Source organism: Limnobaculum allomyrinae, from assembly GCF_016649425.1.
Classification (GTDB): Bacteria; Pseudomonadota; Gammaproteobacteria; order Enterobacterales; family Enterobacteriaceae; genus Limnobaculum; species Limnobaculum allomyrinae.
In genome coordinates, this window is the sequence record NZ_JADRCR010000001.1 from 722194 (window position 1) to 742231 (window position 20038).

General features: G+C 45.9%; 20 protein-coding genes, 2 tRNA genes and 3 other RNA genes. 8 read left to right on the forward strand and 17 right to left on the reverse strand.

The window, feature by feature from the left end:
* Nucleotides 1–252 precede the first annotated feature (252 nt).
* The 7 genes from modF (at nucleotide 253) to gpmA (ending at nucleotide 7769) form a co-directional block, all read left to right on the forward strand.
* Nucleotides 253–1755 (forward strand): molybdate ABC transporter ATP-binding protein ModF, encoded by a 1503-nt coding sequence (gene modF, locus I2494_RS03305; RefSeq protein WP_218465435.1) that lies wholly within the window; start codon nucleotides 253–255, stop codon nucleotides 1753–1755.
* A 37-nt stretch (nucleotides 1756–1792) separates the two neighbouring features.
* Nucleotides 1793–2374, forward strand: a complete 582-nt coding sequence (locus I2494_RS03310; RefSeq protein ID WP_218465434.1) for a cysteine hydrolase family protein — start codon at nucleotides 1793–1795, stop codon at nucleotides 2372–2374.
* 187 nt (nucleotides 2375–2561) lie between these two features.
* On the forward strand, nucleotides 2562–3581 hold the full coding sequence (gene galE, locus I2494_RS03315; protein ID WP_218465433.1) for a UDP-glucose 4-epimerase GalE: 1020 nt from the start codon (nucleotides 2562–2564) through the stop codon (nucleotides 3579–3581).
* Complete coding sequence (gene galT / locus I2494_RS03320; RefSeq protein WP_218465432.1) at nucleotides 3574–4644, forward strand: galactose-1-phosphate uridylyltransferase; 1071 nt, start codon at nucleotides 3574–3576, stop codon at nucleotides 4642–4644. Before galE ends, galT begins: the two co-directional genes overlap by 8 nt.
* Complete coding sequence (gene galK / locus I2494_RS03325) at nucleotides 4637–5788, forward strand: galactokinase (protein WP_218465431.1); 1152 nt, start codon at nucleotides 4637–4639, stop codon at nucleotides 5786–5788. The genes galT and galK overlap by 8 nt, the downstream gene beginning before the upstream one ends.
* A complete protein-coding gene (galM, locus tag I2494_RS03330) occupies nucleotides 5782–6825 on the forward strand; it encodes a galactose-1-epimerase (RefSeq protein WP_218465430.1) in 1044 nt (347 codons plus the stop codon). The genes galK and galM overlap by 7 nt, the downstream gene beginning before the upstream one ends.
* A gap of 191 nt (nucleotides 6826–7016) precedes the next feature.
* Nucleotides 7017–7769, forward strand: a complete 753-nt coding sequence (gene gpmA, locus I2494_RS03335) for a 2,3-diphosphoglycerate-dependent phosphoglycerate mutase (RefSeq protein ID WP_130591710.1) — start codon at nucleotides 7017–7019, stop codon at nucleotides 7767–7769.
* Between the two features lie 71 nt (nucleotides 7770–7840).
* Here the strand turns inward: gpmA and aroG are convergent, their stop codons facing one another.
* The gene (gene aroG / locus I2494_RS03340) at nucleotides 7841–8896 is read right to left on the reverse strand and encodes a 3-deoxy-7-phosphoheptulonate synthase AroG (RefSeq protein WP_218465429.1); all 1056 of its coding nucleotides are present in this window, start codon (nucleotides 8894–8896) and stop codon (nucleotides 7841–7843) included.
* Between the two features lie 497 nt (nucleotides 8897–9393).
* Between aroG and I2494_RS03345 the strand changes: the two genes are divergently transcribed.
* On the forward strand, nucleotides 9394–9651 hold the full coding sequence (locus I2494_RS03345; RefSeq protein WP_218465428.1) for a YjhX family toxin: 258 nt from the start codon (nucleotides 9394–9396) through the stop codon (nucleotides 9649–9651).
* A 338-nt stretch (nucleotides 9652–9989) separates the two neighbouring features.
* On the opposite strand, the gene I2494_RS03350 is transcribed toward I2494_RS03345, so the two are convergent.
* The 16 genes from I2494_RS03350 to cydA all read right to left on the reverse strand — a co-directional run bounded on the left by I2494_RS03350 (nucleotide 9990) and on the right by cydA (nucleotide 19561).
* Nucleotides 9990–10112, reverse strand: a non-coding RNA gene (locus I2494_RS03350) — RtT sRNA.
* 30 nt (nucleotides 10113–10142) lie between these two features.
* Nucleotides 10143–10265: non-coding RNA, RtT sRNA (locus tag I2494_RS03355), on the reverse strand.
* A gap of 30 nt (nucleotides 10266–10295) precedes the next feature.
* A tRNA-Lys gene (locus tag I2494_RS03360) sits at nucleotides 10296–10371 on the reverse strand.
* Nucleotides 10372–10427: 56 nt separating this feature from the next.
* Nucleotides 10428–10549: non-coding RNA, RtT sRNA (locus I2494_RS03365), on the reverse strand.
* Between the two features lie 14 nt (nucleotides 10550–10563).
* A tRNA-Lys gene (locus I2494_RS03370) sits at nucleotides 10564–10639 on the reverse strand.
* A gap of 210 nt (nucleotides 10640–10849) precedes the next feature.
* Nucleotides 10850–11614, reverse strand: a complete 765-nt coding sequence (cpoB, locus tag I2494_RS03375; RefSeq protein ID WP_218465427.1) for a cell division protein CpoB — start codon at nucleotides 11612–11614, stop codon at nucleotides 10850–10852.
* Between the two features lie 9 nt (nucleotides 11615–11623).
* On the reverse strand, nucleotides 11624–12136 hold the full coding sequence (gene pal / locus I2494_RS03380; protein WP_130591761.1) for a peptidoglycan-associated lipoprotein Pal: 513 nt from the start codon (nucleotides 12134–12136) through the stop codon (nucleotides 11624–11626).
* Nucleotides 12137–12188: 52 nt separating this feature from the next.
* Nucleotides 12189–13481, reverse strand: a complete 1293-nt coding sequence (gene tolB, locus I2494_RS03385; RefSeq protein ID WP_218465426.1) for a Tol-Pal system beta propeller repeat protein TolB — start codon at nucleotides 13479–13481, stop codon at nucleotides 12189–12191.
* A gap of 141 nt (nucleotides 13482–13622) precedes the next feature.
* The gene (tolA, locus tag I2494_RS03390; protein ID WP_218465425.1) at nucleotides 13623–14675 is read right to left on the reverse strand and encodes a cell envelope integrity protein TolA; all 1053 of its coding nucleotides are present in this window, start codon (nucleotides 14673–14675) and stop codon (nucleotides 13623–13625) included.
* 64 nt (nucleotides 14676–14739) lie between these two features.
* Nucleotides 14740–15174: a colicin uptake protein TolR gene (gene tolR / locus I2494_RS03395; protein ID WP_140918032.1), complete on the reverse strand. Its 435-nt coding sequence runs from the start codon at nucleotides 15172–15174 to the stop codon at nucleotides 14740–14742.
* A 14-nt stretch (nucleotides 15175–15188) separates the two neighbouring features.
* Nucleotides 15189–15872: a Tol-Pal system protein TolQ gene (tolQ, locus tag I2494_RS03400; protein ID WP_218465424.1), complete on the reverse strand. Its 684-nt coding sequence runs from the start codon at nucleotides 15870–15872 to the stop codon at nucleotides 15189–15191.
* Complete coding sequence (ybgC, locus tag I2494_RS03405; RefSeq protein ID WP_218465423.1) at nucleotides 15869–16273, reverse strand: tol-pal system-associated acyl-CoA thioesterase; 405 nt, start codon at nucleotides 16271–16273, stop codon at nucleotides 15869–15871. Before ybgC ends, tolQ begins: the two co-directional genes overlap by 4 nt.
* Before the next feature lie 144 nt (nucleotides 16274–16417).
* Complete coding sequence (gene ybgE, locus I2494_RS03410) at nucleotides 16418–16711, reverse strand: cyd operon protein YbgE (protein ID WP_218465422.1); 294 nt, start codon at nucleotides 16709–16711, stop codon at nucleotides 16418–16420.
* Nucleotides 16712–16713: 2 nt separating this feature from the next.
* Entirely contained in the window at nucleotides 16714–16815 is a 102-nt protein-coding gene (cydX, locus tag I2494_RS03415) for a cytochrome bd-I oxidase subunit CydX (protein ID WP_130591768.1), read from the reverse strand.
* A 20-nt stretch (nucleotides 16816–16835) separates the two neighbouring features.
* The gene (cydB, locus tag I2494_RS03420; RefSeq protein ID WP_130591769.1) at nucleotides 16836–17975 is read right to left on the reverse strand and encodes a cytochrome d ubiquinol oxidase subunit II; all 1140 of its coding nucleotides are present in this window, start codon (nucleotides 17973–17975) and stop codon (nucleotides 16836–16838) included.
* 14 nt (nucleotides 17976–17989) lie between these two features.
* Nucleotides 17990–19561, reverse strand: coding sequence for a cytochrome ubiquinol oxidase subunit I (gene cydA / locus I2494_RS03425; RefSeq protein ID WP_218465421.1), 1572 nt, complete (start codon nucleotides 19559–19561; stop codon nucleotides 17990–17992).
* Nucleotides 19562–20038: the final 477 nt, after the last annotated feature.

Sequence of the window (20038 nt, forward strand, 5' to 3'; positions counted from 1 at the left end):
TTTAGTTAATGAAAAGCCTGTGAGAGCTGGAATTCACAGGCTCATTCTCCAAAGATTAATCATCACAATTTATAATCCTCTATTCACATCGCATATTTCCCCATCCCTTCTAATAAAAAATTGCTGTTTAGCTAAAAAGCAGCACTTTATGTGGTGTCATTTCGCTTTTATTTTGAGATGCTTATAAACAGCTATAGTCACATCATAGAAAATAATAAGAACTTACTGATATCTAAGTACAAAGGTCGTGATATGAAACAGTTAACTATTACTGATGGATGCTTTCGATTAAGTGATACCAAAACTTTAACCCTACCGGCACTTTGCTTAAATGAAGGTGAAAGTTGGGGGGTTGTTGGTTCTAACGGCAGCGGAAAATCGGCGCTGGCCAGAGCCTTGTCTGATGAGCTAGTCTTGCTTAGCGGTTCCCGCTACAACAATTTTCAACACATTGTTCGCCTGTCATTTGAACAACTACAAAAAATTATTGAAGAAGAATGGCAGCGTAATAACACCGATCTGTTAAGCGAAGGGGAAGATGACACCGGCCGAACCACCGCCGAAATCATTCAGTTAGAGTATCATGATGAGAGCAAATGCCAACAGTTGGCGGAAATGTTTGGTATCAGTCATCTGCTTAGCCGCCGGTTTAAATACTTATCCACCGGAGAGACTCGCAAAACATTACTGTGTCAGGCGCTCATTTCCTCTCCCGACCTGCTGATTTTAGATGAGCCGTTCGATGGATTAGATGTAGCTTCGCGCCAGCAATTAGCCAATTTACTGGAGGAGCTATCGGCTAATGGGTTGACACTGGTTCTGGTTCTGAACCGGTTTGACCAAATTCCCGACTTTATTACCCACGTTGGCGTTCTGGCAGATTGTCATTTGACCAGCATAGGTTCTCGTCAGGAGATTTTGTCAGAGGCTCTGGTTGCACAACTGGCACAGAGCGAACGGATCGCCGGAATTTCTCTACCTCCGCCTGAAACTATCACAGAGCCAACTTTTCCTGCTAATACTCCACTCATCACTCTGAATAACTGTTTGATTACCTATAACGATCGCCCCATTATTAACGGCCTTAACTGGCAGGTTAAACCCAATGAACACTGGCAAATTGTTGGCCCTAATGGTGCAGGAAAATCTACCTTACTCAGTTTAATTACCGGCGATCATCCACAAGGATACAGTAACGATCTGACGCTATTTGGCCGCCGTCGCGGCAGTGGTGAAACCATATGGGACATCAAAAAGCATATTGGCTATGTTAGCAGCAGCCTGCACCAGGACTATCGTGTTAGCGCCAGCGTACGTAATGTCATTCTTTCTGGCTATCTGGATTCTATTGGTATTTATCAGGCCACTTCCGATACTCAGGAAAAACTCACACAGCAATGGCTGGATATACTAGGCCTCAGCCAACAGGCTGATAGCCCTTTTCATGCTCTGTCATGGGGACAACAGCGGTTAACGCTGATTGCCCGGGCGCTGGTAAAACATCCTACCCTACTGATTCTTGATGAACCACTACAAGGGCTCGACCCACTCAATCGACAATTAGTCAGACGCTGGATCGATGTGTTGATGAGTGAAGGTAACAGCCAACTGCTGTTTGTTTCCCATCATGCAGAAGATGCACCTGAATGTATCACTCATCGTCTAAGCTTTATTCCTACCGGCAATAGCTATGCTTATGCAATAGAACAACTGCCGGGTTGTCGTTCGTCGACTATGCTTAAAATTAGTGACTGAAAAATATTATGTCCGCCAATGAATACAGGGAAACCTTATGTCCAGTGCTTTAATTATCATTGACCTTATTGAAGAAATTGTCGGCGAACACGGGCGTTCCAACAGTAGCCACCAACAAGTGAAGGAACGCCGCCTGATCCCATTAACTAATCAGGCAGTGGCTTTCGCCCGTCGACACCATATCCCCGTAATCTGGGTGAAAGTTGGTTTTGCTGATGATTACCACGATATTCCTCCCTACTCTCCATTGTTTAACCTGGCGAAAAAAAATGGCGCTCTGCGCCTGAGCGATCCTGGTTGTCAGTGGGTAAAAGATTTAGATGTTCAACCAGAAGATGAAGTGGTGATTAAAAAAGCGGTTTCTGCCTTCGCAGGCAATAACCTTTATGACTGGTTAACCGGTCGGGGATATGACCATATCGTGTTGGGTGGCGTGAGTTCCCTGATGGCTATCCAGAGTACCGCTCGTCAGGCTCACGATCTGGGATTTAACGTTACGGTTCTGGAAGATTTGTGCGCTGCTGCTTCTCCGGAACTTCATCAACAAAGTATGCAATCTCTGACGCCATTAGCTGAAATCACCACCAGCATGCAGTGGCAGGAACATAACGCGTCATAATCAGGTTAACTCCGTTTTATCGTTTTGATTGCTCCGCGCTAATGACGCGGAGCCTCTTTTTACTATAGCCATATGTATTATTTCCCGCCAAAATGTAAACGCTTTCATTTTTTTATCTCGATCACCTTTTTCCCTATTTTTGTTGTGCTATCATTGCCTCAATTACTTTATATGTGGAGAGAGTCTTGTGAATGTTCTGATTACAGGTGGTATCGGTTACATAGGCAGTCATACTTGCGTTCAACTGATTGAAGCCGGACATACTCCGGTTATCATCGATAACTTATGTAACAGTAAGGCCAGCGTACTTAAACGTATTGAACAGCTCACAGGCCATAAGCCTGCGTTCTACAACGGTGATGTTCGCGATGCCGCTTTGCTGGATAAGATTTTTGCAGAACATCGCATTGACTCAGTTATCCATTTTGCCGCGCTGAAAGCGGTAGGTGAGTCAGTCAACAAGCCGTTGGAATATTATGACAATAACATTCATGGCTCCTTAACGCTGGTAGATGCTATGCGTCGGGCAGGTGTTAAGAACTTTATCTTTAGTTCATCCGCAACCGTCTATGGCGATCAACCGGTTACCCCTTATGTGGAAACCATGCAAACCCGCCGCCCTTCCAGCCCTTATGGCAACAGTAAACTGATTATCGAACAGTGTCTGGAAGATATACAAAAAGCACAGCCGGACATGAGCGTAGCGCTATTACGTTACTTTAATCCGGTTGGAGCACACTCTTCCGGTTTGATGGGAGAAGATCCACAGGGTATCCCGAATAATTTGATGCCATTTATTGCTCAGGTAGCCGTTGGTCGCCGCGAATATCTCTCTATCTTTGGAAACGATTACCCAACGCCGGATGGCACCTGTGTACGTGATTATATCCACGTAGTCGATGTGGCAGATGGTCATGTTGCCGCACTAAATAAAGTCACTCATCATCCTGGTACTTATATCTACAATCTGGGTGCCGGCTTTGGTTACAGCGTACTGGACGTGGTAAATGCCTTTAGTAAAGCCTGTGGTAAACCGGTTCCTTATCAGTTCGCTGCTCGTCGTGATGGCGATCTGGCCAGTTACTGGGCAGATTCAACTAAAGCTGCGAATGAATTAGGCTGGCAGGTGAAACTGAACCTGGACAATATGTGTGCAGATACCTGGCGTTGGCAATCAATGAATCCTCAAGGGTATCCCGATGAGTAATACCAATACTGTTGGTTTTAATCCTGTTGATCATCCACACCGTCGGTTTAATCCACTAACCGGACAGTGGATTTTGGTCTCCCCCCATCGGGCTAAACGCCCGTGGCAAGGGCAGCAAGAATCCGTAGACCATACCCGGCAGCCAGCTCACGATCCGGACTGTTTTTTATGTGCAGGCAACACTCGGGTAACCGGTGATGTGAACCCCGATTACCATGGAACTTATGTGTTCACCAATGATTTTGCCGCACTGATGCCAGATACCCCTGACGCGGAGCAATCTGTCGATCCGCTAATGCGCTGCCAAAGCGCACGGGGAACCAGTCGGGTGATCTGTTTTTCTCCCGACCACAGTAAAAGCCTGCCTGAATTATCACTTCCCGCTTTGGAAGAGATCATTTGTACCTGGCAACAGCAGTTAGACGAGCTGGGAAAAAGCTATCCCTGGGTACAAATTTTCGAAAATAAAGGTGCGGCTATGGGGTGCTCGAACCCGCATCCCCATGGGCAAATATGGGCTAACAGTTTTCTACCCAATGAGGCCGAACGGGAAGACCGGCTGCAGCGAGAATATTTCGAACAGCAACATTCCCCCATGTTGGTGGACTATGCGAAGCGGGAAATGGCCGACGGTAGCCGCACGGTGGTAGAGACTGAACACTGGCTGGCGGTTGTTCCTTACTGGGCCGCCTGGCCTTTTGAAACGTTGTTATTACCTAAGGCTCATATTCGTCATATGAGTGAGCTGAGCGCTGAACAGAGTCAGGATTTGGCTTTGGCATTAAAAAAACTCACCAGTCGTTATGATAACCTGTTTCAGAGCTCCTTTCCTTACTCAATGGGCTGGCATGGTGCACCATTTAACGCACAAGATAATCCACACTGGCAACTGCATGCTCACTTCTATCCGCCGTTGCTGCGTTCCGCTACGGTGCGTAAATTTATGGTGGGTTATGAAATGATGGCAGAATCACAGCGAGATCTCACCGCAGAGCAGGCCGCAGAACGTCTGAGAGCAGTTAGCGATGTGCATTACAATGAGTCAGGAGAGCCAAATGAGTGAGTTAAAGCAAAAAACCCAGGCTATTTTTCAACAGCAATTTGACTATCTCCCTGACACGACTATTCAGGCTCCGGGAAGAGTCAATCTGATCGGCGAACATACCGATTATAATGACGGTTTCGTACTGCCTTGCGCCATTGATTACCAGACAGTCATTAGCTGCGCTAAACGTGATGATAATGTAGTACGCGTGATTGCTGCGGACTATCACAACCAACAGGATAGCTTCACTCTCGGTGAAGATATCGCCTCCCATCCTGAATATATGTGGGCTAACTATATTCGCGGGGTAATTCTGTTTCTGCAACAGCGTGCACCCGGGTTCGGCGGTGCCGATCTGGTGATTAGCGGTAATGTTCCCCAGGGAGCAGGTTTAAGTTCCTCCGCATCATTAGAAGTGGCGGTTGGCAAAGCTTTTCAGGTGTTATATCAATTGCCGCTGGATGGTGTAGAGCTGGCGCTGAACGGGCAGCAGGCTGAAAATCAGTTTGTTGGTTGTAACTGTGGGATTATGGATCAGCTTATCTCCTCACTGGGCAAAAAAGATCATGCCCTGCTGATTGACTGCCGCAGTCTGAAAACCAAAGCGGTTTCTATGCCTGAAGATATGGCAGTGATTATTATCAACTCTAACGTGAAACGTGGACTGGTTGATAGTGAATACAACACCCGTCGCAAACAGTGCGAAGCAGCTGCCGATTTCTTTAATGTGACTGCACTACGTGATGTAACAATTGAACAATTAAATGCGGCTGAAGCCAGTCTGGATCCGCTGGTATTTAAACGCGCCCGTCACGTAATCACTGAAAATACCCGTACTCTGGCCGCCGCTGATGCACTGGCTGCAGGCAATCTGCCTGAACTGGGTCGCCTGATGGCTGAATCGCATATTTCGATGCGTGATGACTTCGAGATTACTGTTCCTGCGATCGATACTCTGGTTGAAATCATTAAGCCCGTTATTGGCAACCGCGGTGGTGTACGTATGACCGGCGGTGGCTTCGGGGGTTGTATTGTGGCGCTGGCTCCTCAGGATTTGGTGGATGAGATCCGTCAGGTGGTACATCAACAATATCATCAGCAAACCGGCATGAAAGAAGTGTTCTATATTTGCCGGGCGTCAGAAGGAGCTGGATTATGCTAGAAACTACTGCCGCGCTGGCTCCTGATGCTCAGCCATTTCATATTGTTACTCTGACAAACCAATCGGGTAGTCAGGCTCAAATGATGGACTGGGGAGCTATCTGGCTCTCCTTCCGCCTGCCTATGGGTGATGGTTCAGTACGTGAATTACTGTTGGGTTGCAGCAAACCGGAAGATTACCTTCATCAGGGTGCCTATTTGGGCGCTACTGTTGGCCGCTATGCCAATCGAATTGCTCACTCACGTTTGATTCGTCAGGCTATTCAAACTGCGTTGGCTGCTAATCAGGGCGATCATCAATTACACGGTGGTGCTAACAGTTTTGATCAGCGCCGCTGGACAATTGAAAGCCAGTGCGATCAATCGGTGACCTTTAAGATCTATTCTGCTGACGGCGATAATGGCTATCCGGGAAACTTTTCCGCAGAAGTTACCTATACCCTGACAGAAACTAATCGTATAGAAATTAGCTATCTGGCTACTGTCGATCGCGATTGCCCGGTCAACCTGACCAATCATGCTTATTTCAACCTGGATGGTAAAAATCAGGACAGTCGCCATCATCGACTACAAATTAATGCCAATAACTTCTTACCGGTAAATAGCGAAGGTATTCCTGATGCAGATTTGACGCAGGTTAATGGCTTAAGTATGGATTTCCGTCAGCCTAAAACCCTGATGCAAGATTTTCTTGCTGATGAATACCAGCGAAAAGTCAGCGGTTATGATCATGCTTACCTGTTATCTCCGGAGTGCCATAGTGGAGAACAGCCTGCTGCCCTACTCTGGTCTGCGGATAATAAGGTGAAGATGAGCGTATTTACCACTAAACCTGCGCTTCAATTGTATAGCGGTAACTTCTTACAGGGTACACCATCTCGCGATGGCAAAACCTATGGCAGCTTTGCCGGCATCGCTCTGGAAAGCGAATTTTTACCCGATAGCCCTAATCATCCGGAATGGCCGCAACCTGACTGTTGGTTAACGCCAGAGCAAACTTATCGTTCTTCAACTGTCTATCAATTTGATTTGGCTTAACTATCATCATTATTAACTTCCAGGTAAAAAGCCCGATATCACTGATGAATTCGGGCTTTTTACTCTTCTGATTTGCCTCGTTATGGATAACTTCATCTATCATTAAGTCATACCCTTCTATTTGAATTTATTTTAATAAGAGTATAGTGATAATCATTATCATTTAATGAATATATGGAAAGGAGATAACGATGGCTGTAACAAAACTAGTTCTCGTCAGACACGGTGAAAGTGAGTGGAATAAAGAGAACCGTTTTACCGGTTGGACTGACGTAGAACTTTCCGATAAGGGTAGAGCCGAAGCCGCTCAAGCCGGCGAGCTTCTTAAAGCAGAAGGCTTTGCCTTTGATTTTGCTTATACTTCCGTATTAAAAAGAGCGATTCATACGTTGTGGAGCATCTTAGATAAGATGGATGCTCAATGGCTGCCTGTTGAGAAATCCTGGAAGCTAAATGAACGTCACTATGGTGCACTGCAGGGGTTAAATAAGGCTGAAACCGCACAAAAATATGGTGACGAACAAGTTAAGCTTTGGCGTCGTGGCTTTGCTATTACCCCTCCTGAGCTGACTAAAGATGATGAGCGTTATCCTGGTCACGACCCACGCTATGCCAAACTAAAACCAGCTGAATTACCGGTAACCGAAAGTCTGGCAACCACCATTGAACGGGTAATTCCTTACTGGAGCGATGTTATTAAACCGCGTATTGCCAGCGGTGAGCGTGTCATTATTGCGGCTCATGGTAACTCTATTCGCGCTCTGGTGAAGTATCTGGATAATATGACCGAGGATGAGATCCTGGAACTCAATATCCCAACCGGCGTACCCTTGGTGTATGAGTTTGATGAGAATATGAATCCAATCAAGCACTACTATCTTGGTGATGCGGATGAGATCGCAGCGAAGGCGGCGGCAGTAGCTAATCAGGGTAAGGCTAAATAGCCCTTACATTACGTTGAATATAAAACGGGAGAGCCAACGCTCTCCCGTTTTATTATATTTCACACTTTCTATTACTTACCGCGACGAGCCTGAACCGCATAGGCCAGATTTTGCAGCAACAGTTCGGTGTCGTCCCAGCCGATACAGGCATCGGTAACGCTCTGACCATAGATTAGCGGTTCGCCGCTTTCCAGGCTCTGAGCCCCTTCCACCAGATGGCTTTCAACCATTACGCCGGTAATCGCATTATCACCACCGGCAACTTGCTGGCACACGCTCTCGCACACTTCCATTTGCTTTTTATACTGTTTGCTACTGTTAGCATGGCTGAAGTCGATCATGACGTTCAGCGGCAGTTTGGCCTTATTCAGACTCTCTTTGACGTTTTTCACGTCTTCTGGGCTGTAATTTGGCGCTTTACCACCACGCAAAATGATATGACAATCATGATTTCCACGGGTATTCACAATCGCGGAATGACCATATTTGGTTACTGACAGAAAACAGTGCGGCGCACCGGCAGCATTGATTGCGTCAATCGCAACTTTAATCGTTCCGTCGGTTCCATTTTTAAAACCAACCGGACAGGATAAACCGGATGCCAGTTCACGGTGAACCTGGGATTCAGTAGTACGAGCACCAATAGCACCCCAACTCATCAAATCCGCCAGATATTGTGGAGTAATCATATCCAGAAATTCGCCGGCGGTTGGCAAGCCACTGTCATTGATATCCAGCAATAGCTTACGTGCAATACGCAGACCATCATTAATCTGGTAGCTGTTATCCAGATTAGGATCGTTAATCAATCCTTTCCAACCCACTGTTGTACGCGGCTTTTCAAAGTAAACCCGCATAACAATTTCCAGATCTTTATCAAGGCGTTTACGTACTTCAGCCAGACGGCGAGAATACTCAAGGGCAGCATCAATATCATGAATAGAGCAAGGCCCAATTACCACCAGCAGGCGATCGTCTTCACCTGCCAGAATATTATGAATCGCTTCGCGGGAAGCCGCGACCGTTAAAGCAGCCTTCTCCGTAGCAGGGAACTTCTCCAGTAACGCAACCGGAGGTAACAGCTCATTAATCTCTTTTATTCTTATATCATCATTTTGGTAGTTCATTTTTACCCATCCGGTGTCTAATCAAACAACAATATTACAGCCTACAACAATCCCCTGCCTTCAAACAACCGGAGAAACGGACATTATTTATTAAAGATAATTACATGGCAAAAATTGATAATGACGTAGTTTTGTATAGTTAAAAATGACTCAAATAAACTAAAGCACCATAAATAGACATTCTTTTAGTGACAATGTGTTTGAAAAACTAAAAATTGCTTGCCTGAATGACGCTTGAAGCTCCAAAAACAGGTGGATTAACATGTAATCTGGCTCACAACTTCCCGCCAGCAAATTTTTCCACACCAAAAATGTGTGTTATTATGCCCGCCGTAAACACCTTTCAACTCAATCAGAGGCTTGATGCTGGAGAATGTAATCATCAGATAATCAGACACCCGCGACCTTACGTCGGGCTGATTATCAATGCGCTAAAACAGGATGCGAACACCTTGTGTTTGCAGGTTTGCTCATGATGATTAACAGGTTTTTCCAGTATGAATATTTCCCGTCAAGAACAACGTACACTTCACGTCCTCGCTAAAGGTGGACGTATCACTTATATTCGCGATATCTCTGGTCGTGTCACTTCCGTTGAATGTTATTCCCGGGAAGGATATTTACTTAGCGATTGCACCCTGGATATTTTCGGTAAGCTAAAACGTAAAAAACTGATCAAATCAGTTAACAGTCAACCTTATCGTATCACTATGGCTGGGTTACGAGCGGTTCGCCCTCAGTTAGATAACCAATAGTTTGATATTGGTGCTTTGGCAGATGAAGGCGCAGGTCAAACTGCGCCTTTACTTCTTTTAGTCAATGAATCAGACAGTCATTTATTCAAACCATCAATGGAAGATTTAAACCTTGTGTTGAACAGTTGCCCCTCTATGCCATCCTTGAGCGTTTAAAAAGATCAGGATGAAGGAATTTATCTGTTTAGAAAGAATAACGCTGACAGATGCCATTCAGAGCCCAGAAATCTTATATATGCTGCATATTGGCGCGAAGTGTAAATTGAAGTACTAACAGAGATGATGTCTTTCCACGATTTTCAGACATAAAAAAAGCGCCTTAGGCGCTTGTTCAATAATGGTGGGTCGTGCAGGATCACTCGGCCTGTGGCCTCGCCCTTCGGGCCGTTGCCGCTGGCAACGTTGTCTCACTGCGTTCGACTCGAACCCTGGGTTCTTCATCCCCACGATTTTCAGACATAAAAAAAGCGCCTTAGGCGCTTATTCAATAATGGTGGGTCGTGCAGGATCACTCGGCCTTTGGCCTCGCCCTTCGGGCCGTTGCCGCTGGCAACGTTGTCTCACTGCGTTCGACTCGAACCCCGGGTTCTTCATCCCCACGATTTTCAGACATAAAAAAAGCGCCTTAGGCGCTTGTTCAATAATGGTGGGTCGTGCAGGATTCGAACCTGCGACCAATTGATTAAAAGTCAACTGCTCTACCGACTGAGCTAACGACCCATTATTGATATTCTGAAGTGATAACAACGAAATAAATCAAGATGAAATGGCTTAGATGGTGGTCGTGCAGGATTACTCGGCCTTTGGCCTTGCCCTTCGGGCCGTTGCCGCTGGCAACGTTATCTCACTGCGTTCGACTCGAACCTTTGGTTCTTCATCCTCACGATTATCTATCGTGCTAAAGCTTAGTAATGGTGGGTCGTGCAGGATTCGAACCTGCGACCAATTGATTAAAAGTCAACTGCTCTACCGACTGAGCTAACGACCCTAAGCTTTACTATCTTTACTAATTTGCTATCTGTTACATGCGGATGCTGTATCCAGTTATCCCCTGCAACGGCGGCTTATATTAATCACTTCTGGAATTTGTGCAACAAAAATTTTCCCTTTCGGCATCTAACTGCCTGATCTTTACCCATCTGACCTCATAAAATAGCCAATCTGGTAAAAATACAGGCAGATTATAATAACCAAAAGCTTACAGAGCGCTTAAACGTTTCTCTGCTTGTTTAGCGCTGGCGCTGTTCGCATACAGGGAGATAATACGCTGATACACCGCTTTAGCCTTATCCTTCTCACCTTTCTCCTGCATGATAATGCCTACTTTCAGCATTGATTCAGAAGCTTTAGGGGATTTAGGATAATTTTTTACTACCGTAGCAAAATAGTATGACGCATCATCTTTCTTGCCTTTGTTGTAATTCAGTTGTCCCAGCCAGTAATTAGCATTTGGCTGATAGCTGGAGTTTGGGTACTGTTTTACAAAACTCTGAAAAGCAGTGATAGCATCATCATACTGTTTCTTTTCCAGAGCCAGGGTTACCGCATTATCGTAATCCTGTTTTTCATTACCACTGCTTGCTGCGGCAGCACCGGTTGAGGTACTTGCTGCTGTGCCGGTGGTGGTAGCCGCGCTGGCAGATGATGTATTGGAAGTACTCGCGGCAGATGAAGCCCCTTTGCTGCCCAGTTCATCTATCTGCTGCAAAATAATCTTTTGTCGTTCGACAATTTGTTCTAACTGATACTGATTGGTTTGGATCTGACCACGCAGACTATCAATATCTCTCTGCGAATCGGACAATTGCTGCTGCAATTGAGTCAGCAATTGCCCATGTGCGTTAGATATACGCTCCAGCTGAGTGAGGCGCTCATCATCTGACGCAGCAATAGCAGCCCCAGGGGCTGCTATGCCAACCAGTAACGACAGACCTAATAAACGATATCTGAAATTACGGTTCATGAGTTTCTCTTAGTAAACAAGTACTGCGCGACGGTTTTTAGCATAAGCAGCTTCGTCATGACCTAATACTGCAGGTTTCTCTTTACCATAAGAGACGATAGCCATTTGCTCACCAGATACGCCTTTACCCTGGAGATACATCTTCACCGCATTAGCACGACGTTCGCCCAGTGCGATGTTGTATTCCGGAGTACCACGCTCATCCGCATGACCTTCGATAGTCACTTTGTAAGACGGGTTTGAACGCAGGAATGCTGCATGAGCATCCAGCATTTGAGCGAAATCAGAACGCACATCGTAGCTGTCGTAATCGAAGTAAACGATGTTGTTGCTTTGCAGCTGTTGCAGAGTCAGACGCGCTTGCTCATCCAGAGATGAACTGTTGCCACCCATACCGTAACCGCCATTAGCACCCATACCTGACTGGCTACCATCAGTGTCAGAGCCACTGCTGCTACATGCAGCCAGAGCCATAACAGGTAACGCAAACATCAGCCCCTTCAGCACTTTATTCAGTTGCATTTTTCTCGATCCTTTAATAAATAAGATTGCCATACATTTTTAACATCATGCATCACAGATACGGCGACCAGGCAGGAAATTTAACCTGACCTTCAGTTGCCGGAAGACGCGCTTTAAAACGCCCATCGGTCGAAACTAAACGTAACACGCTACCCGGCCCTTCAGTGGCACTATAGATAATCATGGTTCCGTTAGGTGCGATACTCGGCGTTTCATCCAGGAAGGTTTCGGTCAATACTTGCACCGCTCCTGTGTCCAGATCCAGTTTAGCGATGTGCTGTTGACCATTCGCGGAACTCACCATCGCCATAAACTTGCCGTCTGGTGATACATCCGTGTCTTGATTTTGAGCACCTTCCCAGGAAACGCGAACCGGCGCACCGCCGTTAATATTCACTTTATAAATTTGTGGATGTCCACCCTGGTCAGAAGTGTACGCCAGAGTTTGGTTATCCGGATACCAGGATGGCTCGGTGTCGTTGCTACGACTGCGAGTCACCTGAGTAATTTGACCTGAAGCTAAGTTCATCACATACAGATTCAAACTGCCATCTTTTGATAATGCAAAAGCCAGTTTAGAACCATCCGGAGAGAACGCCGGAGCACCGTTGTGACGAGGGAAAGCGGCAACGCGCTTAATTGCGCCGTTAGATAACGTCTGAACTACTAATTCAGAGCGACCACTTTCAAAAGTTACATAGGCAATTTTGCTACCGTCCGGAGACCAGGCCGGAGACATCAACGGCTCTGGTGAACGGTGAACCACTGACTGGTTAAATCCATCATAGTCGGATACACGCAGTTCATGAGGGAATTGACCACCGGCTTTACGTACCACGTAAGCAATACGAGTACGGAATGCACCTTTAATGCCGGTCAATTTTTCAAAGGTTTCATCACTGGCGGTATGAGCCGCAAAGCGTAACCATTGTTTAGTGATCTTATATTGGTTTTGCGATAAAACCGTTGGGCTGGCCGTTGAGGTATCAACTAATTGATAAGATACCAGATAACCACCATCTGCACTTGGCTGGATTTGTCCAACCACTACCGCATCGATCCCTAAAGCAGACCATGCTGCCGGAGTCACTTCAGAAACGGTGGTTGGTGATTGTGGGTTACGTTCAGCCGCCAATGGGTTAAATTTGCCGCTGTTTCTTAAATCAGAAGCAATAATATCAGCGATATTTTCTGGCGCAGCGCCAGTACCAGTCCACTTAAATGGCACAACACCAATTGGTCTGGCTGAATCCACGCCCTGAGTAATAACGATTCTGACTTCAGCGTGTAGCACAGATGCCCACAAAATCAGCAAACCCATGGCTAGTCGAAATGCATGCTTCATGTTCTCTCCCTTATCCCGGCCGAATGGCCTTGATAAATTGCTCGTTTGTAACAAAGTGACAACGTTTAAACCGTTCAAATATTGGCTATAACCAATCAGAAATCAAGTCTAAAACGTAATTTCTCTTTATCTATCTTCCAGTTACTGTGGTTTAAAATCGATTGGGGCGTTTTTAAACTTTTCATACACGGCAGTTGATGGGGGTTTCGGTATCTTCGCCTGCCTTGCTGCCACTAATGCAACCTGACAAAGCGCCGGATCCCCACCTTCTGCCTGAACACTAAACAAGGTTCCATCTGGTGCTAACTTGATTCGCAGCGTACAGGTTTTACCTCTGTACAATTGCGCATCATAAAAATTTCGCATAATTGCAGATTGAATCTGCGACATATAAGCATCAACCTCAGGCCCCGTGGCTCCTGCTTTAGTACCGCCACCCGAAGCACCATTAGCTGATGGTGCATTTTTATCAGAAGCCAATCCGCCAAAAATATCATCGACTTCTGCGGCAGCCTTTTTGGCATCCGCTGCGGCTTTTTTCGCATCCGCTGCTTTCTTGGCATCATCTGCGGCTTTTTGCTTAGCATCCGCAGCAGCCTTCTGTTTGGCATCTTCTGCCGCTTTCTGCTTAGCTAATGCTTCGGTTTGCTTTTTAGCGTCATCAGCAGCTTTTTTAGCATCGGCTTCCGCTTTCTTTCGTGCTTCTGCAGCGGCTGCCGTGGCTTTTTGTTGAGCTTCGGCTTCAGCCTTAGCCTGAGCAGCCTGAGCCTCAGCTTGCTTTTGTGCTTCCTGCGCTTTCTTCGCTGCCTGCTCGGCCTGTTGCTGTTGTTCCGCCTGTTTTTTTGCTGCTTCCTGAGCAGCCAGACGATCTTTTTCTAACTGCTTCAGACGTTGTTGCTCAGCGGCCTGTTGTTGACGCTGCTCTTCAGCCTGACGGTCAACTTCCTGCTGTCTGAGTTTTTCTGCCCGCTTGGCATCTGATTTTTGTTGCTGTTGGCGTTCATACTGTTGAGCCATAGCGTTAGGATCGACCATCACAGCATCAATAACTGAGCCACCACCGCCCCCGCCGGTCAGGATATCTTTTTGCATAAACGCGCCGATCGCCAATAAGCCAATCACCAGGATATGCAAAATTATCGAAACCATTACTGAACGGTTTAGTTTATCTTCGTGCTCTGTTGCCTTTACCACTCGCTGCTTCCAAAAAACAAATGAACTGACAAGACCGCTGACTTAACTAAGCTAAACTCAACCATTATATCGGTTGAGTCATCAACCCAACAGAGGTTACACCTGCACGATGAAGCATATTTAACGCTTTAATAACTTCATCATAGGGAACTTCTTTAGCGCCACCGATTAAAAATACTGTTTTTGGATCTTCCTTTAACCGTGCCTGAGCTTCCGCAATCACCTGTTGCTCGGGGATCTGCTCAATGCGCTCTTTATCCACAACTAACGCATACTGCCCTACTCCAGATACTTCGACAATAACCGGAGGTTTATTATCCGTAGAAACTGCTTTGGAATCGGAAGCATCCGGTAAATCAACCTCTACGCTTTGGGTAATAATTGGTGCAGTTGCCATAAAAATCAACAACAACACTAATAATACGTCCAATAGCGGAACGATGTTAATTTCAGCTGTTTTACCCGTGCTACTGCGCCGAGATGTACGTTTATACGCCACGCTAGCCCCCTTGCTTATTTAGTCTCTGTTGAGAACGCCTGACGATGGAGAATTGTGGTGAACTCTTCCATAAAGTTGTCATAATTCTGCTCGAGCTTAAATACCCGCAAGCTAAGGCGGTTGTGTGCCATTACGGCAGGGATCGCAGCAAATAAACCAATTGCGGTAGCGATCAATGCTTCAGCAATACCCGGCGCAACCATCTGCAAGGTAGCCTGTTTTACTGCGCCCAGTGCGATAAAGGAGTGCATAATCCCCCATACGGTACCAAACAGACCGATATACGGACTGATAGACCCGACCACACCAAGGAATGGAATATGGTTTTCCAGGTTCTCAAGCTCACGATTCAGAGAAAGGCGCATTGCTCTGGTTGCCCCTTCAATGGCTGCTTCCGGCGCATGATTGTTAGCGCGGTGCAGGCGAGCGAACTCTTTAAAACCTGAATAGAAAATTTGTTCGGAACCACCCAGCTCATCGCGGCGGGAGTTGCTTTCCTGATACAAACGCGACAAATCAATACCAGACCAGAATTTATCCTCAAAAGCTTCCGCTTCACGTCTTGCCGTACTTAAAATACGGGTACGTTGGATAATAATGGCCCAGGATGCAATCGAGAACCCAACCAGGATCAGCATTACAAATTTTACGAGTAAACTAGCCTCAAGAAACAGGCTCATGATATTCATGTCAGTCACTTCTTCAACTCCGCGACAATAGACTTGGAAAGCTTCATTGGCTTCATCAAGTGTGAATCAATACATGCTACTAACACATCTGCCTGGCTTAAAAGTTTACCATGTTGGTCAAAGATGCGTTGTGCAAACGTAAGGGATGCGCCGCCAATAGCTACCACTTCAGTTTCAATTTCCAGCATGTCATCAAGACGAGCAGGAAAAATATACTCAACGGCCATACGACGAACAGCGAAAGCGACATGCTCACTCAGCAATTGTTGCTGATTATAATTGTATTGGCGCAGCATCTCAGTGCGCGCTCTTTCATAAAAGGCCACATAACGGGCATGATAAACTACACCGCCGGCGTCAGTGTCTTCAAAATAGACCCGAACGGGCCATTTGAACAGCAAGTTACTCACAAATATATCCAGTCTGACTCTATAACTAACCGACTGATACTATACGCAAGAGCAAACCACTTGGGAATGGAAAGCAGCAGATGAGAGCAAAAATAATTCTCAGTTAGGAAAACTGACCATTATTTTTGCTATGTGAAAATGAGCTTATGACAAAAAGTAAGCTAAGCCTGCGATCAAGATCGCAATTGCAGGAAGCGGTGTAAAAAAGGCTTTCCAGCGAATTCTCCGCGGGCGGAACCCTACCCCGTGGATAATTCCGGTGCATATGGCCCACATAATCAGAAAACTTTGCCATATTTCAATAGAACTGGTTTTAGCTGCGAATCGGGCAGGATCCCAGAAAACGCAGAACGCCAGTGAAAACGCTAAGATTAAAGAAAGGGCCCGAAACGGGCCCTTATCCATAATAGCGTACAGTTTATTAAACACAGTACCCATTATTATTCGTCTTTATTCCCGTTGTTGGTTTCATACCATACTGCACCGATGATACCACATGCACAGGCAAGCAACGTACCGAGACTCCAGGCAAAATACCACATTGTTTTGCTCCTTGTTGATATCAATACAGTGAAGCGTGGTTGTCTTCGATGTGTTTCTTATCGAGACGACCGAACATTTTCACGTAACTCCAAATCGTATAAATCAGTACGATTGGTACGAAAATCAGCGCAACAAAGGTCATTACTGTCAGAGTCAGGTGACTTGAAGTTGCATCCCACATCGTCAGACTAACACTTGGGTTAATGTTTGACGGCATGATGAATGGGAACATGGTGATCCCCGCCGTAAAGATAACACAAGCAATGGTCAGTGATGAGAACAGGAATGCCATACCGCCGCTGTTACAACGAGAGCTGATGATGGTCAGTAACGGTAACACCACACCTAATGCAGGCACAGCCCACAGAATCGGATAGTTGTTATAGTTAATCAGCCATGCGCCTGCCTGAACAGCAACTTGCTTATTCAGCGGGTCAGATGGAGCGGTATAATCCAGTGCCGAGGTTACAACATAACCATCGATACCATAAACCACCCAGGCACCTGCTGCTGCAAAAGCAATCAGTACCACTAAAGCACCAATTTGCGTTGCGGCACGAGCACGTAAACGCAGTTCAGCAGTGGTCTTCATTTGTAGCCATGCTGCGCCCTGAGTCACTAACATCATCAGGCTAACCACGCCAGCAACCAGTGCAAACGGATTCAACAGCTGGAAGAAGTTACCGGTGTAAGTTAAGTGGGACATGCTGTCGATGTTGAAAGGTACACCTTGTAACAGGTTACCAAACGCCACACCAAACACCAATGCTGGCACAAAGCTACCAAAGAAGATGCCGCCATCCCACAGGTTACGCCAGCGCTGATCTTCAACTTTACCGCGATAGTCGAAACCAACCGGACGGAAGAATAATGCCGCCAGAACCAGAATCATCGCAATATAGAAACCGGAGAATGCAGCGGCATAAGCCTGTGGCCATGCAGCAAACAGCGCACCACCAGCAGTGATCAGCCATACCTGGTTACCATCCCAGTGAGGGGCAATACTGTTAATCATAATACGACGTTCAGTATTGGTCTTACCGATAATAGGAACAAGGATACCGACGCCCATATCAAAACCATCGGTAATGGCGAAACCTACCAGTAACACGCCAACCAACAGCCACCAGATAAATCGTAATGTATCGTAATCTAACATGTCTGGACTCCTGTTTACCGTGTTTCTTGCGCTAATGCGGCACTGCTTTGTTCAAAGTGATAACGCCCTGTTTTCAGGCTGCTTGGGCCCAGACGCGCATATTTGAACATTAAGTACATTTCCGCAATGAGGAACAGTGTGTACAGTCCGCAAATCAGAATGATTGAGAACCACAGATCACCCGTAGTCAGGTGTGATGTTGCCGCCGCAATTGGCAGGACATCAGCAATCGCCCATGGTTGACGACCATACTCAGCAACGAACCAGCCGGCTTCACAAGCAATCCACGGTAATGGAATACCGTACAGTGCTAAACGAAGTAGCCATGGTTTCTCACCGATACGGTTACGTGCAACCTGATATACCGCAATACCGATTATCAGCAGCATCAGGAATCCACAGGCAACCATGATACGGAATGAGAAGTAAAGCGGAGCCACTTCTGGAATAGTGCTGGCAGCAGCAGCTTTAATTTCAGCTTCTGTTGCGTTGTTGATATCTTTAGCTTGTGTATGCAGCAAGATGCCATATCCCAGATCTTTCTTGGTCTGGTCAAAGGCAGCGCGTACCGCTGGGTCTTTATCCCCTGCACGCAGTTTTTCCAGCATCTGATAAGCAGTAACACCATTACGAATACGTAACTCGTTTTCTGTCATCAGATCTTTCAGACCGGTGATTTGTTGATCTAAAGAACGCGTGGCGATAATCCCTAAAGCATAAGGGATTTCAAGAGCGTAATGGTTCTTCATCTCTTTTTGATCAGGAAGACTAATGATGTTGAATGCTGCCGGAGCAGGCTGTGTTTCCCATTCAGCTTCAATAGCTGCCAGCTTCACGCGCTGTACATCACCGAGTTCATGACCAGACTCATCACCTAACAGAATAACTGACAGGGTTGAAGCCAGACCAAAACAGGCAGCGATAGCAAATGAACGCTTGGCGAATGGCAGATCGCGTTTCTTCAGTAAGTAGAATGCGCTAATGCCAAGAATAAACATCGAACCGGTTACATAACCAGCAGAGACGGTATGAACGAATTTAACCTGCGCAACAGGGTTTAATACCAGCTCCGAAAAGCTGAGCATTTCCATACGCATGGTTTCAAAGTTAAATTCTGATGCAACTGGATTTTGCATCCAGCCGTTTGCCACAAGAATCCACAGTGCAGAAAGGTTAGAACCTAAAGCAACAAACCAGGTTACTGCTAAGTGTTGAACCTTACTTAAACGATCCCAACCGAAGAAGAACAAACCGACTAACGTTGACTCCAGGAAGAACGCCATCAGACCTTCGATCGCCAGAGGCGCACCGAAGATATCCCCTACATAATGAGAATAGTAAGACCAGTTTGTACCAAACTGGAACTCCATGGTTAAACCCGTGGCCACACCCAGTGCAAAGTTAATACCAAATAACTTGCCCCAGAATCTGGTCATATCTTTATATATTTGCTTACCTGTCAGCACATATACCGATTCCATGACTGCCAACAAAAACGCCATACCCAGCGTTAGTGGGACAAACAGGAAGTGGTACATTGCCGTCAGGGCAAACTGTAATCGTGATAGTTCGACGATATCAAACATCTTGACTCCTTGCTCCTCAGGAAGACAAACGGTAACAACCCAAACTAATGCTGTACCTGTTGTCTTACACCCATTACTCACCAGAGGTGAATGCCTTAAAAAATCAATTTACATCAATCTGTAAGCAATATTTGTTTCATCAACTATTCTAATAGTCATACAGCGCTTAACTATCTATCCACGCTGCCCTGTTGAACATAAACACCTATTAACTTAAACAACCCTATAACACACGTTAAATACTACGCTTCTAATCCCTTACAATAAATAGGTATTTCACAATAAAATCAGAATTGTGAACTCAAATCAAAATCGATATGTAACACACATGCATAAAAATTGATGTAGAACAATTTTCGCTAATTACACCATAGATTTAATATTTTTCAATTCCATTTAATTACTATTTTGGCGATATATACTAAATAAAATGGCTTAATCGCTACAATTAATTAACATAAACACACAACAAGAAAC